Annotated in this window: 15 protein-coding genes; 13 read left to right on the top strand and 2 right to left on the bottom strand. The window is 51.7% G+C overall.

What is annotated here, in order from left to right:
* The first annotated feature begins 120 nt into the window (after positions 1 to 120).
* Complete coding sequence (locus EP25_RS0111365) at positions 121 to 1,200, top strand: phosphate/phosphite/phosphonate ABC transporter substrate-binding protein (RefSeq protein ID WP_200875024.1); 1,080 nt, start codon at positions 121 to 123, stop codon at positions 1,198 to 1,200.
* Positions 1,197 to 4,625: an EAL domain-containing protein gene (locus EP25_RS22485; RefSeq protein WP_051906592.1), complete on the top strand. Its 3,429-nt coding sequence runs from the start codon at positions 1,197 to 1,199 to the stop codon at positions 4,623 to 4,625. Before EP25_RS0111365 ends, EP25_RS22485 begins: the two co-directional genes overlap by 4 nt.
* Here EP25_RS22485 and yfbR read toward each other — a convergent pair.
* The gene (gene yfbR / locus EP25_RS0111375) at positions 4,622 to 5,203 is read right to left on the bottom strand and encodes a 5'-deoxynucleotidase (RefSeq protein ID WP_031433999.1); all 582 of its coding nucleotides are present in this window, start codon (positions 5,201 to 5,203) and stop codon (positions 4,622 to 4,624) included. The two genes, EP25_RS22485 and yfbR, sit on opposite strands and share 4 nt — an antisense overlap.
* A gap of 84 nt (positions 5,204 to 5,287) precedes the next feature.
* On the opposite strand from yfbR, the gene EP25_RS0111380 reads away from it, so the two are divergent.
* Complete coding sequence (locus EP25_RS0111380; protein ID WP_031434000.1) at positions 5,288 to 6,010, top strand: CBS domain-containing protein; 723 nt, start codon at positions 5,288 to 5,290, stop codon at positions 6,008 to 6,010.
* Between the two features lie 3 nt (positions 6,011 to 6,013).
* On the opposite strand, the gene EP25_RS0111385 is transcribed toward EP25_RS0111380, so the two are convergent.
* On the bottom strand, positions 6,014 to 6,529 hold the full coding sequence (locus EP25_RS0111385; protein ID WP_031434001.1) for a nucleoside triphosphate pyrophosphohydrolase family protein: 516 nt from the start codon (positions 6,527 to 6,529) through the stop codon (positions 6,014 to 6,016).
* Between the two features lie 311 nt (positions 6,530 to 6,840).
* Between EP25_RS0111385 and EP25_RS0111390 the strand changes: the two genes are divergently transcribed.
* The 10 genes from EP25_RS0111390 to EP25_RS24185 all read left to right on the top strand — a co-directional run bounded on the left by EP25_RS0111390 (position 6,841) and on the right by EP25_RS24185 (position 14,545).
* Positions 6,841 to 7,401, top strand: coding sequence for a protoglobin domain-containing protein (locus tag EP25_RS0111390; RefSeq protein WP_031434002.1), 561 nt, complete (start codon positions 6,841 to 6,843; stop codon positions 7,399 to 7,401).
* A gap of 17 nt (positions 7,402 to 7,418) precedes the next feature.
* Entirely contained in the window at positions 7,419 to 7,781 is a 363-nt protein-coding gene (locus tag EP25_RS0111395) for a roadblock/LC7 domain-containing protein (protein WP_031434003.1), read from the top strand.
* A 225-nt stretch (positions 7,782 to 8,006) separates the two neighbouring features.
* Entirely contained in the window at positions 8,007 to 8,420 is a 414-nt protein-coding gene (locus EP25_RS0111400; protein WP_031434004.1) for an archease, read from the top strand.
* Positions 8,421 to 8,429: 9 nt separating this feature from the next.
* Positions 8,430 to 9,860, top strand: a complete 1,431-nt coding sequence (locus EP25_RS0111405; protein ID WP_031434005.1) for an RtcB family protein — start codon at positions 8,430 to 8,432, stop codon at positions 9,858 to 9,860.
* Positions 9,861 to 9,864: 4 nt separating this feature from the next.
* Positions 9,865 to 10,617 (top strand): DUF72 domain-containing protein, encoded by a 753-nt coding sequence (locus EP25_RS0111410; protein ID WP_031434006.1) that lies wholly within the window; start codon positions 9,865 to 9,867, stop codon positions 10,615 to 10,617.
* Positions 10,618 to 10,649: 32 nt separating this feature from the next.
* The gene (rlmA, locus tag EP25_RS0111415) at positions 10,650 to 11,474 is read left to right on the top strand and encodes a 23S rRNA (guanine(745)-N(1))-methyltransferase (RefSeq protein WP_031434007.1); all 825 of its coding nucleotides are present in this window, start codon (positions 10,650 to 10,652) and stop codon (positions 11,472 to 11,474) included.
* 1,054 nt (positions 11,475 to 12,528) lie between these two features.
* Positions 12,529 to 13,185, top strand: coding sequence for a beta-class carbonic anhydrase (locus EP25_RS0111420; protein ID WP_031434008.1), 657 nt, complete (start codon positions 12,529 to 12,531; stop codon positions 13,183 to 13,185).
* A 163-nt stretch (positions 13,186 to 13,348) separates the two neighbouring features.
* Positions 13,349 to 13,594, top strand: coding sequence for a hypothetical protein (locus EP25_RS24240; protein ID WP_407661373.1), 246 nt, complete (start codon positions 13,349 to 13,351; stop codon positions 13,592 to 13,594).
* 52 nt (positions 13,595 to 13,646) lie between these two features.
* Positions 13,647 to 14,093, top strand: a complete 447-nt coding sequence (locus EP25_RS24245) for a ZIP family metal transporter (RefSeq protein WP_407661361.1) — start codon at positions 13,647 to 13,649, stop codon at positions 14,091 to 14,093.
* The gene (locus tag EP25_RS24185; protein ID WP_327036948.1) at positions 14,036 to 14,545 is read left to right on the top strand and encodes a ZIP family metal transporter; all 510 of its coding nucleotides are present in this window, start codon (positions 14,036 to 14,038) and stop codon (positions 14,543 to 14,545) included. Before EP25_RS24245 ends, EP25_RS24185 begins: the two co-directional genes overlap by 58 nt.
* Positions 14,546 to 14,550: the final 5 nt, after the last annotated feature.

A 14,550-nucleotide genomic window follows, 5' to 3' on the forward strand; every position in this document is an offset into this window, starting at 1 on the left:
GTCCCTATTGCGGCATTCACACGACACTGAATCCTTCCGCTCAACACTGTTGGAGCAATTATATTTATCGATGGACGGCAGGCATAGTTCATAAAATCCCTCCGCTACCGTGTCATTAAAATGGGAGAAAAAATAACCATGTTGCCGAGACGCATACTGGCCACTGTGATATTGATTATTGGATTTGGCGGTTTATTTAGTCCTTCGTCCCAAGCAACAGAGCATCGGCAACAAACCCAATCTCCGACAAATTCCGCTTCAGACACCTTTACCACTAGGCAAGGCTCGCATTTTGACAAACTGCGGCAGGCGCTGGAATCCCTATTAAAAGCACCATGGCTGGCGGGTTGCCAAAGCCTGAAAATCTATGAGACCGAATTCTCCGACACGCCGTTAAACGCAGTGCCGATCTATATCATCGGCATTCATCCGCTACATAACCCACAACGGTTGTTCGAGGTCTACGGCCCGATAGTCGACCACCTCGACGCCCATATTGCTGAGGCCCATTTCAAGCTGGAAGCGTCGCGTAATTACGAAGAATTCGAAAAAAAGCTGGATGCCGGGCATTTCGATTTCGCGATGCCCAACCCCTATCAAACAGTGCGTTCGCTCCGGCATGGTTACCGGATTTTCGGCAAAATGGGCGACGACGAGAATTTTCGCGGCATTCTTCTGTTGCGCCGTGACAGCACCATCAGACAAGTCTCAGACTTGAAAGGCAAGGCGCTTTCCTATCCGGCTCCCAGCGCGCTGGCAGCGACTATGATGCCGCAATATTACCTGCATGCTCACGGCATCGATATCAATCACGACATCAAGAACCTTTATGTCGGTTCGCAAGAATCATCGATCATGAACGTACTGCTGGGCCATGTCGCGGCCGGCGCCACCTGGCCGGTGCCATGGAAAAGCTTCGCCGAGCAACATCCTGACCGGGCCAAGCAATTGTTCATCAAATGGCAAACCGACACTCTGCCGAATAATGGCTGGGTTGCCCACAACAGGGTACCTGCAGTAATCATCGAGCGTTTTCAAACAATCTTATTCGTCTTGGAGCGAAGCGAAGAAGGTCGAAAAATGTTGGCACGGATTCCGGTAAGCCGTTTCCAACCCGCCACCGAGGAGACCTACCGAGCCGTCCGAGAATTTTTGGATAAATTCTCCAAAAATGTCCGCTCCCTGGAGCAGGCCGGATGAAAAAACCGATTCAGTCCTTTTTCGGCAAACCATTCAACTTTTGGCGCCGTTCGATTCGACGACAGTTCATTCTCGCCTTCATCAGCGTCACTATTTCCATCCTGGTGCTGTTCAGCACTTTTTTATTTTTTCAACAACGGGATTTCTTGGACCGGTCCGCGATTAAACAAGCGACCGCCTTCGCTCATGCCCTCGCCGATAGCAGTATCTCCTGGGTGCTTGCCAATGACGTGGTGGGGCTACAAGAAGTGCTGCAGGGTTTTAGCGATACCCCGGATTTAAAACGTGCCTTTGTCCTTTCTCTGCAGGGAGAAGTTTTGGCCTCTACTATCCCCGACGAGATAGGCCGTTTCGTGGTCGACTCGCTCAGCCAGCAAATGCTGTGTTCCTCACCGGAGACACAGATTTTAGTCGCCAACTACAAAACGATCGACGTTGCCGCCCCGATCATGACGGGCCAGCGGCATGTAGGCTGGGCGCGCATCACCTTGACCCGCCAGAGCGCCTACGGCAATTTACTGGAGCTGTCCTTGCTGGCAATTTTTTCCACACTGCTCGGCGCTTTATTCGCACTCTTGGCCGCGTTTGTGTTGGGTAGGCGACTGACCAGAAACTTGAACCAACTGATGACGGCGGCCAATCAAATTTCCGCGGGACACCGTGATGTTCGGGTCACCATCAATGGCCAGGACGAGGTCGCGGTATTGGCAGGCAATTTTAATCAGATGTTACAAGCCTTAATCGACAGCGAGAAGCAACGCAAGCTGATCACCAACGTGTATGCCGCCTGGACCCAATGCGCCGAAGTCATGGTGCGCGTCTCCGAGGAGCGGGAATTTTTGCGGCAAATTTGCCAAATCCTTGCCGAGCAGCTTTCCCTGCAATTAGCGTGGGTCGGCATGATCGACGAATACGCCTGGCTTAATCCCGTTGCCGCCAGCCCCGAACACTCCGCTTATCTAAGCCAAATCAAGGTATCCGTCGATGCCGATTTGCCGGAGGGGCAAGGAGCAATAGGCCTGGCGGTGCGCCAGGGACAGCCCAGGATATTGAATGATTTTACCGCGGCTGACTGTTCCCGCCTGTGGCACGAGGCGGCCAGCGCCGAAAACATCAACTCGGTTGGCGCCTTCCCGCTATTCCGCGCCGGCCGAATCATCGGCGTTTTAGCCATTTATTCGAAGGAACGGAATTTCTTCAATCGGGAGTTAAGCTCGCTGATGAACAGCCTGACCAACGATATTTCCTTCGCGCTGGATAATTTCGACCTGATACAGCGACAAAAAATCACCGAAGAAAAACTCAAGCTCGTTGCCTGCGTATTCGACAACAGCCAGGAAGGCATCATCATCACCGATACCGATTTCCGTATCGTCTCGGTCAACCACGGCTTTACCCGAATTACAGGCTATCATGAAAGCGAGGTGATCAACCTACTGGCGGATGCCATCGTCGCTCCGGCCGACCTGCTCCGCTATCAATCCTTTTTGGAAATCTTTTCCACGACCGGCATTTGGCAAGGCGAAATCAATCACCGTCGCCAGGATGGCAGTCATTATTCAGCCTGGGTCAGTATCACCAATGCTATCGGCGAACGAGGCAACATCGCTCATCATATCATTGTTTTTTCCGACATCACTGCCCGTAAACAAGCCGAACAGGAGTTGAAAATCGCCGCCATCGCCTTCGAAACCGAAGAAGGCATCCTGGTCACCGACGCCCAAGGCAAAATTCTGCGGGTCAATCAGGCGTTTACCCGGTTAACCGGATATCGAGCCGATGAAGTCATCGGCAATTCTCCTGCGGTTTTGAAATCGGGAAAACACGACGAACATTTTTACCAGCGCATGTGGGACACGATCAAACGCGAGGGCCATTGGGAAGGAGAAATCTGGAACCGCAGAAAAAACAACGAAGTTTATCCGGAATGGCTGACAATCAATAACGTCCGCAACCAGGACGGGGACATCACCAATTATGTCGGCATTTTTTCCGACATCTCCCAACGCAAGGCGGCGGAAGACCAAATCCGCAAACTAGCCTTCTACGATCCATTGACCGGCCTGCCCAATCGCCGTTTCCTGATCGAACGCCTGGAACTGGCCTTGACCACCAGCCATCGCACGAAATCCTTCGGCGCCATGATGTTTTTGGATCTCGATCGTTTCAAGGCCCTTAACGACACCCAAGGGCATGACAGCGGCGATGCCCTGTTGATTCAAGTGGCGCAACGTTTACAAGATTGCGTCCGGGAAACCGACACAGTGGCACGCCTAGGCGGCGACGAATTCGTTGTTATTTTGGAAGACCTGGACAAGACGCTAACCACGGCCGCCTTGCAAGCCAAGGCTATCGCAAAAAAAATCCACCAGTCTTTGTCGCTCGGTTACCGAATCCAACCTAAGGGTAAAGAGCAAAGTATTCATTATTTCACGACGGCGAGCATCGGCTTTGTCATGTTTCAAAGCCACGACTCAAGCACCGATGAACTGTTGAAATACGCCGATATGGCGATGTACCAAGCGAAACATGCGGGCCGCAACGCGATACGCGCCTACGACCCCGACCTGCAACGCACGCTGAGCGAACGGGCCGCCCTGGAGCTGGATTTACGCAAAGCGCTGGATGAAGAACAATTGTGTCCTTATTATCAAATCCAGGTCGATAGCGAAGAGCAGCCGCTGGGCGCTGAACTACTGCTGCGCTGGAACCATCCCGTCCACGGCTTCATTGCCCCGGATGAATTTATTCCCATTGCCGAGGAAAGCGGCATGATTCATGAAATCGGCCGATGGTTGCTGCTGCAAGGCTGCCGAACCCTAGTAAGCTGGTCCCAGAATACGCTGAAGCGGGATTTAACGTTGTCGGTCAACGTCAGCGCCAAACAGTTTTATCATACCGACATCGTCGAGCAAGTACGCACGGTATTACAAGAAACCGGCGCTGACCCTGCACGTCTGAAATTGGAAATCACCGAGAGTTTTATCCTGCATAACGTCGAGGAAGTGATCGATAAAATGCAGGCGATAGCCGCGCTAGGCGTCACGTTCTCGATGGACGATTTCGGCACCGGTTATTCGTCGTTATCCTATTTGCAAAAACTTCCCTTGGAACAATTGAAGATCGATCGTTCCTTCGTTCGCGATATTTCCAGCGACAAACAAGATGCCGCCATCGTACGAACCATCCTGTCGCTGGGCCAAACCCTAGGCATTAAGATCGTCGCGGAAGGGGTCGAGAACCAAGCTCAATTCGATTATCTAAAACGAAACGGCTGTCAGTTTTTTCAAGGTTATTTATTCGGCAAACCGGTACCGCTGCCCCTGTTCGAGACGAACATCACTCGCTCAGCGCCAACGCTAAGCAAGCGTAAGCGCCCCCTCCAGGAATCAAGCGCTTCTTACTCTCACTCGAAAAGAGTTTAGGGTTCGTACAACTGGTCCACCGTCAAATGCACTTCGGGGAGGAAATATTTCCTGAAGTAGTCCACTTCCGGCAAATCGATGGCATTCAGCCTTTTCTCGACATCCTCCATCGCGTCCTTGAACTCCTGATTGCCCGCTTGAATCTCCTCGAGGCATTTGACGTAGGCGCTAATCGTATCGGCCGCCTTGACCAAAGCCATCACCTCGATATCGCAAGACTCGGTGACATAATTGAACAAATCGTCCTTCAACTGTTCCGGCAGCGTGTCGACCAACGCATTCGCGGCCACTGACTCGATTCCTTTATAGGTATCGTAAATATCGCTATTGAATTTCTTGATCGGCGTCGGCAAATCGCCGGTGATGCTTTCGTGCGCATCATGGTACAGCGCGGCCAACACCACTTCGCCGGGGTCGATGACGCCGGCATAAAATTCATTCTTGATCGCGCACAAAAGGTGCGCAATCACGCAGACGTCGAAGCTGTGTTCTTTGACATTCTCGCTGAACGAGTTCCGTTTCAATCCCCAACGTTGAATATATTTCAGTCGATTGACCGTTGCGAAAAAACCCGACATAGCCTTTCCTGTTGTTCTGAACGATACGCAGACGATTATTCTGGCAGTACGCTATACTTTTTTCAAAAACAGAGGTACGTGAGCATGATACTGGGACTATTGATTTTCTCTTTTTTCGCCATCCTGTTCGTGATCACGTTACTCAACGCCAGAATCAATGGCGGCTTCAAGATCGAAACCTCCTGGATCGCCATTGCCCTGGCGCCGACCGTCATCTGGCTGCTGTCTTCCGGCCAACTGGCCGAATTAAGCGGCTTCGGGGTCGCCTTCAAGTTGCGGGAAGCGGTTGCCCGTCCTTTCTCATTAAAAGTTCACGGCAGCAAAATCACGCCGGAAGTGCTGCCCACCGACGAAAAAGCAGGCCTTGCCGCCATCCCCGGATTCATCGAAAACCGCATCCCGGCGATGACCTTGCAATTAAATCGCCGGAACTATTATGACCGTGCCGCCCTGATGGAATACCTGAGGCGTCTGACCCAACACGATTTTTTTCGATTTGTCGTGTTTGTCGATCAAACCGGAAAATTCAAGGCCTTGATTCATGCCAAGAGTTTTTACCAACAACTCCGCGCACACCAACTTGACATCGTCACCATGCTGGAATCGGCAAATCTAAGCCCACTGAAAGACCTCATCAGCAGCTCGATCAGCAGCGATAGCAATAAGCGTGAAGTGCTGGAAAAAATGGCTCATGAAAACCTGTCTGAATTGCCCGTCACCGATGAAGACGGCCATTTCACCGGTATTATCGAGCTCGACAAACTGACCAGCAGTATCGTGCTCGACCTTGTCACGGAAAAACAATAACGGCTATTCGAACAGACAATCGCTTAAATCCGGCGTTTTGAAATGACGGGACGGATGCGGATGCTCCTTCAGGGCCGCCATGCGGCTTTCGTGAACAACCTGAAACGCCTTATCGAAATCTGCATTCAGAAAATCCCGCGCCAATTGCACGCAAAGACAATAAAGCGCAGAATATGCCTCGCTTTTCCCGGAGGAGCATTGATTCACCTTATCGGATACGCTCCGCATGATCGAGATCACCAAGCCATCGTGCTTCCAGGCAACCGGCGTTTCCGTCACATCCCCGCCTTGCAGCGCAATAACGGTTAAGGCGGCATAGCCGAGGTTAACCAGCCCGGCCAATACGTCGGCCATGTCCCCTCTCTTAAAGGCTTGGAACAACTCGCTTGCTTCCTCCATCAATAACGCCTGACGGGAAATGATTTCCATGTCCGCCAAATGCCCCTCCTGACCGAATTCGGCCTGAGACACGGAATAAGCGGTATGAAACTCTCTGACTGACTGCAAATGCCTGTTCATAATCTGCCTCCACGGACTGAAAAACTACGCTCGATATGTGACACAAGTAACATACTCGTGATCGACTATGCAACATATTGTGAGAGGACTCACAATCGTCACTAAGGAAAAAACCAAGTAATTCACTGGGTCTATAATATTGCCACATAGAATCTGCAAATGATTTTGTCCTTTCAAGGCGTTGAAAAAAGCATTTTGAGCTATTCGACCTTGATCAAACCTGGATAGTTAATGTCATGGAAACGGCGGCAGGATAGTCCAGCCTGAGACAGTTAACAAGAAGAAACAACTTGCTAGTTAGGAGAAAATATATGGCCCATGATTACAACCAATTGACTCAGTATGCCAAAATGTTCACCGGCCTGACGCCCGAACTCGAAGCATTACTGAAAGAAATCGGTCCGCAAATCACGCCGCGATTAAAAGATGTCACCGAAGAGTTTTACAATCAACTGTTGGACGTTCCGGAAGCCAATAAATTTCTGGAAGGACGCGTCGACGCCCTCAAGGCAACCCATGTCAAATGGATGGAAGGCCTGTTTACCAGCGACCTCGGCCCCGGTTACACCGAGCAAATGTATAATGTCGGCTCCGTTCACGTCAAAGTCAATCTGCCTGTCGAATTTATGTCCGGCGGCATGACCTTGATTAACAACCGCCTGATTGCGCTAATAATCGAACTGTTCGGCGACGACCCCGAACGCTGCCGACAAATTTTGACCGCGATAAGCGCCGTAACGGGATTTTCCCTGATCACCATGCAGCAATCCTATCAGGAAGCCACTCTTGCCGAAGAATTGGAAAAATTCTTGAAAATCTCGGGCATGAGCCGTGCTTTGTTCAAAAATCTTGCCGATGCCTATAAAGCGTAAATCAACAGGAAAATATTATGCGTTCAGATATGTTAACTTCCATACTCACCGAGTTAAATGGTTCCTCCGCCGATATCGAGGCTTCCGGCATTATTTCGACAGACGGCCTGATGATCGCAGCGGTCCTGCCTGCCGGCATGGACGAAGACCGCGTCGGCGCGATGAGTGCCGCGATGTTATCGCTAGGTGACAGAACCGCTCAAGAATTAGCCAGAGGCGAACTCGAGCAGGTGCTTATCAAAGGCGACAGAGGTTATGTGCTAATGACCCACGCCGGAAAAGAAGCCGTCTTGACCGTCTTGGCCAAACCGAATGCGAAATTGGGTCTAATTTTCCTCGACGTAAAACGCGCCGCCTCGAGCGTATCAGAAATGATTTAAAGGTACCCCCTTAACCTGAAACGTCCTTATTAAACGGGCGTTTCAGGGCTTTTTCCCGCCATAGTTCTCTCTAGGGTCGCTTTTTAAACATCGGCTCGATCGAGTTGTATCCTTGCCCGCCCCGGCTCGCTTTCATTCCACCTTTCTGCAATAAATACCGGCAATTCTCCCTAAATACAGTATCCTTTATCCCAATCCGATAACCCTTCAATCAGGAATGCAGTTATGCCCTGGGAACATTTCGAACACGCTGCCGATATCGGTATACGAGGCATCGACGCCACACTGTCACAAGCCTTCGCCCAGGCGGCTATCGCTATGACGGCGGTAATCACCGATCCCGGACGGGTCGCCGCAACACATTCCTTCGCCATTCATTGCTCCGCCGAAGACAACGAAATCCTATTTCTTGATTGGATCAATGAACTGGTTTACGCGATGGCCGTCCATAAGTTATTGTTTAATCATTATCAGGTCGACATTATTGAGAACAGGTTATCGGCCGTCGCTTTCGGCGAGCCGCTCGATCGTCAGAAACACCAACCGGCCGTCGAAATCAAGGGGGCGACCTTTACCGAACTCTTTGTCGGGCAACGGCCCGACGGCCTGTGGATCGCACAATGCATTGTCGATGTTTAAGGGGGCGGCATGGATCTCAATCAATTAACACAACGCGACGAAACCTGTTGGGAAATCCCGCCACATGGCAAGATGCGGGTACCGGCCGTTATCTATGCCGACGCGCCATTGCTGCAGGACATGGACCAAAAGGTCTTCGAACAGCTCAGCAATGTCGCGACATTGCCCGGCATTGTCGAGGCCGCCTATGCGATGCCGGACGCCCATTGGGGCTACGGTTTCCCGATCGGCGGCGTTGCCGCTTTCGATCCGGAGCAAGGCGGGGTGATATCGGCCGGCGGTGTCGGCTTTGATATTTCCTGTGGCGTCCGCACAATCCATACCGGCTTGACTATAGCCGACATACAGCCGCAGAAACCACAATTGGCGGAAGCGCTATTCCGCTACATTCCGGCCGGCCTGGGCAGCACGGGCCGATTGCATCTTAATCACCACGACATGCACGCCATGTTGCATGGCGGCGCGCAATGGGCGGTCGAACAAGGATTCGGCGTTGCCGAAGACCTGGAACGCATCGAGGAACACGGCCGCATGGCCGGCGCCGAAGCCCGCAATGTTTCCGCCCGGGCCAAGGAGCGGCAAAAAGATGAAATGGGCACGCTGGGTTCCGGCAACCATTATCTGGAGGTGCAGCGGGTCGCCGAAATATTCGCTCCCGAGATCGCCGATGTTTTTGGCTTGAAGACCGATGCCATCGTCATCAGCACCCATTGCGGCTCCAGGGGCCTGGGGCATCAGATCGGCACAGAGTTTTTGAAACAAATGGCGCTGACCGCTCCCCGCTATAACATCAGTCTTCCGGACCGGGAACTGGCTTGCGCGCCGCTGGACTCGCCCCTGGGCAAGGAATATCTTGGCGCGATGCGGGCCGGCATCAATTGCGCACTGGCCAACCGGCAAATCCTGACCCACTTGACCCGGCAAGCCGTCGCCACAATATTTCCCGACCTGAACATGCCGCTGTTATACGATGTCTCGCACAACACCTGCAAACTGGAACGCCATACCATTAACGGCCAGGCAAAAGACCTCTTCATCCACCGCAAGGGAGCGACCCGCGCCTTCGGTCCCGGCCATCCCTCCTTACCGGAGGTCTTCAGGCAGGTCGGCCAGCCGGTCTTGATCGGCGGCTCGATGGGCACCAGTTCCTATATCTTGTGCGGCAGCGCAGCAAGCGAACAGCGAGCTTTCAGCTCGGCCTGCCATGGCGCCGGCAGGGCGATGAGCCGACATCAGGCAAGCAAGCACTGGCAGGGAAAGACGTTGGTCGAACAACTCGCCTCCCAAGGCATCATCATCCGTAGCCGCTCGATGCGCGGCGTTGCCGAAGAGGCGCCCAAGGCCTACAAAGATGTCGGCGCCGTTGTCGATCTGGCCGATCGGGCCGGGCTGGCGCGTAAAGTGGCCAGGCTGGAGCCGTTGATTTGCATTAAAGGCTGATGCCTTGACTCGGCTTTATATCGGCACCAGCGGCTGGAGCTACCAGCACTGGAAAACCTGTTTCTACCATGGAGTTGCCCGTAAAGACTGGCTGGCCTTTTACGCCGAACATTTTAATTCGGTCGAAATCAACGGCACGTTTTACCGCTTGCAACAAGCTAGCACATTGCAACGTTGGTTCGAGCAAACGCCGGCTAGTTTCAGGTTCGCGCTCAAAGCCAACCGTTATCTGACCCATAATAAAAAGCTCCTCGAACCGGCCCGCTCCGTGCTAATCGAACGAACGCATGCAGCACCATTACGGGGGAAACTGGCCGTGGTACTATGGCAGCTGCCAAAAACCGTGGCCGACAGCCCCGACAGGCTGCAAGAATTCCTGCAAGCCCTGGCGCGCTGGCCGGAAGCGAGGCATGCCATCGAGTTCAGGCATCCTTCCTGGTTCAGCGACGAAACCGCTGATTGCCTGAAAGAAGCCAATATCGCCAATTGCCTGTCCGATGCCGGCGGTTGGCCCTTGTGGGAACGGGTCACGACGGACCTGGTCTATATTCGTCTGCACGGCAACCCGCAAACCTATGCTTCCCGTTACACGCGGGACCAATTACAACACTGGGCCGGCCGAATTAAAGCCTGGTTGCATCAGCAAAAAAGCGTTCATGTTTATTTTGACAACGACGCCGAATGCGCCGCGCCTTTCAATGCCCGCGAACTTGAAACGAGGCTAAACACCATTAACACCACCGACTCAAACGGTTAAAATCGCCGCTCCACGAAACGCAATTAATCGTCATGCCCTATATTTGCCCCATCTGCCAAAGTCCGCTTCGGCAACATTTACCGTCGCAAGGCTATTACTGCCAAAACAAACATCACTTCGATCGCGCCAAGGAAGGTTATTTGAACCTTTTGCCGGTGCAGTTTAAAAAGTCCAGGGAACCGGGCGACAGCAGGGTCATGATGCGCGCGCGGCGCAATTTCCTTGAGGCCGGCTACTACCAGCCCTTGGCGCAAGCGATCGCGGCGCTGATAGATAGCCACAGAACGAAAGACCAGCCTATGCATATTCTGGACATGGGCTGCGGCGAAGGATATTACAGCCGGCAGATCGAAACCCTATGCCGGTCCCCAGAGCAGCTTGACCTGCATGGCATCGACATCGCCAAGAACGCCATCCTGGCGGCGGCCAAAAAACAACCCAACGCGCGTTTCATCGTCGCCAGCAACAAGCGCATGCCCTATGCCGACCATTTTTTCGACCTGATCCTCCGCGTCTACGCCCCGTCGCATGACGCCGAAATCGATCGTTTGTTGAAAACTGGCGGCTTATTGCTATTGGTAACGCCCGGCCCACGCCATTTATGGCAGCTGAAGAAATTTATTTACCGGGAAGTCAAAGAGCATAGCGTCAAAATCGATTTACCGGAGGGTTTCAAACAGATCGAAAGCCAGCGCCTCGGTTACACGATCTCGCCCGACCAGGAACAGCGCATGGCCTTGTTACAGATGACGCCTTTCGCTTGGCGAGCCAAAGGCGAAGCTCAAAGCAACATTCAGCGCGCCAAAGGACTGAAAATTGAAACGGACTTTATCGTCACGCTGGCAATTAAATCTTGACTAAATGACCTGAACCGCTAATGATTGGCTCTAGCACTTGACCTTCCTATACTGATAAAGTTGGCTCTGCGTCAGTATCAAACCGGGAGCGGACCATGAAACAATCCATCTTGATGCTTTTTCTTTTGCTATTTCTTTACGGCTGTGAAAATACCAAAGGGCAATATCGCCATGACCCCAATCACCACGACAAAATCAACAAAATAGTCGACATTGGGTTATAACTAGCTTCCACACGGCTTCCTCTCTTGAGTGGGAACCGACACAAAGACACTCCGAGTCCCAAACCGCTGAGCGGTTCTGCATACATTCTCCTCACCGACCATCGGAACAATCAATTAGCCGTCGGCACCGGTATGTCATTAGTCCACCCGTACGCGTCAGAGTAGGGGCCATTAGGACTAATCGACTCCTGCCCCCGTCGTTAGTTTATGCACTTGCTAGCTAACTCTTGGACATCGAGCTTTGCAAACCAAAAGGTAGCAGTTAGTACATGCTCTTTTATGAAAAAAGGTCGTTAACGCTTCGCCATAGTCGAATGGGGAAAACCGACCCTAAGCCGACTGACAAAAATTAGTCGTGATGCCGGAGATTGAACGTATTTCAGACAGTGACGCCTATGGTTGGGTGCAATGCCCCATAGCAATCATGACCTTCTTGACTAAAAGTAGCTCTTAAATAATTCGAGATGATAACTTTCGATAAATTCTCGTCTCATTACCGAAAATTTTGCGTTCAATAATAATAAGTGCCACCCAACTTGAAAAGTCGCTAGGTAACACAGCTTCCCAGTGGGAATCTATTCTTCTCACTTTAAGCGGTTCAGCAAGATTCCAATGATTTAGGATAACCGGATAAGGTTATAGGGAGCTTTAAGTTCTCACGTTATTGCAGCTAGGGAATCGTAAGTAATTGATATTTATCTAAATGTAGATATGGCACATTCAATGCATTTTACATCTCCGTCTGGCTACCACGGCCACGGCCAACAAAGAGGGTATGGGCAGGCTGTCTGGACCTACCCAAGAACTAATAACTAATTCAGGAGATGTTTATGTCATCGTTAAAAGACCAACTAACCACCCGTATCGCGGCCTATGATCATTGGGCCTCTCGTCGTCAATATGGGCCTGATGGTCACAACGACCGTAGTCTATGGGTCCTTGCTTGTATGGACGAGCGTCTACCGGTTGATGAAGCCCTAGGAATCAAAGTGGATTCGCCGGTCGGCGGTGGGGATGCTCACTGTTTCCGTAATGCGGGGGGGATTGTTACCGATGATGCAATCCGTTCGGCGATGCTGACATGCAATTTCTTTGGGACCAAGGAAATTGTTATCGTTCAACACACTCAATGCGGCATGCTTTCCGCTAACGCGAACGATTTGGAAAAGATGCTTTGTGCCAGAGGGGTCGATATTGATTCATTAACGCTAGACCCGACTTTGTCAGAGCTAAAACTCGATAAAGGCGCTTTCGCTAAATGGATTGGCATGATGGATGATGTCGACGAAACCTGCATTAAAACCGTTGAAACATTTCGCAACCATCCATTAATTCCGAAAGATGTCGTGATTAGCGGTTGGGTGTGGGAAGTCGAAACTCGCCGTCTGCGTGCTCCAACTTTTGATGCGCAAAAACGAGCTCGCACGGATGTCACCGCCGCTCAATTCGGTGTTACCGCCAAGCAGCCTTCTCGCTGGTCAGCCTAACGCTGATCGGGAAAACAATCGATCTGCTTCAATCCCGGAGCACTTTCCCGGGCGCGAGCCCGGGATCGATCAAAATCCGTGCGTACTTTTTTACGTCTTAAATATTTGGAGATAATGTTCTATGCCAACCTATGATTACCATTGCGAAAACTGCGGATCTGATATGGAAGTTCGCCATTCCGTCAACAGTAATGCACCCCAATGCCTTCAATGCGGCAGCATCATGGAAAAAAGAATTCTATCGGCGCCTGCCATTCACGGTTACATGGCAGCAGGCAGAAATCAGGCAATGGCTTCGCTTCAACGCCCCCTCGAAGAGGCTAGTCATCGCCATGGTCCGGGATGTGGATGTTGCGGGGGCCATCATCACGCAACTAGCAACACGAGATCATCTTCAACTGCCGCCTGATGCGCCGTCGGGATCGCATCGCCGGTTCGAGAGTAATTCAGGCTACACGCTCATGAGCACACTTGTTTGGATCATCATTTTCACCCTCACCGGAGGCCTGCTCAGCGTCGGCGCGGCAGGCTTATTTTTACTGATTCCAAATCGCTACCACCCACGAATATTACCTCATGGGCTTAGTTTCGCCGTTGGGGCCCTGTTGAGCGTCGCTTTTCTGGATCTCCTGCCGGATGCACTACACACTGCCGGAGAAAAGCATGCGCAAAGTTTGTTGGCGACGGTTTTGGCTGGCATCATCGGTTTTTTCCTACTGGAAAAATTGCTGCTATGGCGGCACTGTCATTCTGGCAGTTGCGTTGCTCGCAATAAGGGACATTCCCATCGGTCGGCTGGCGCCCTGATATCCTGGGTGATGCTATTCACAACTTTGTCGATGGCGTCCTTATCGCGGCGGCTTTCCTTACCGATACACATCTGGGGATCATCACCAGCATTGCGGTAACAGCTCATGAAATCCCTCAGGAAATAGGTGACTTTGCTATTCTGATTGAAAGCGGTTACGGCCGAACTGAGGCATTACGCTATAACCTGATGTCCAGTCTATCCACACTGGTCGGGGGAGTGCTGGCCTGTTTCAGTCTGGCACATCTGCATGAATTGTTGCCATACATTTTGGCCTTGGCGGCATCAAGCTTTGTATATGTCGCCATAGCCGATCTTATCCCCAGTCTCCACCAGCGCACCACCATTGCAAAACAATCGGTATTTCAGCAAATTGGCCTCATTACATTCAGTGTTTTTCTAGTGTATTGGATTCATGGAGAAGCCGGGGCTTTCCATGGTCGCCATGGGGCGATTGAAACTAAAACGATACAAACGCCGGAATCTGGGCCTGTATTGGAAGCAAAAATAGCCCATGCTCCACTGCGCGAAAATAAAAAATACAATATCTGAAAGTA

The sequence above is a fragment of the Methylomarinum vadi genome (assembly GCF_000733935.1).
Lineage (GTDB): Bacteria > Pseudomonadota > Gammaproteobacteria > Methylococcales > Methylomonadaceae > Methylomarinum > Methylomarinum vadi.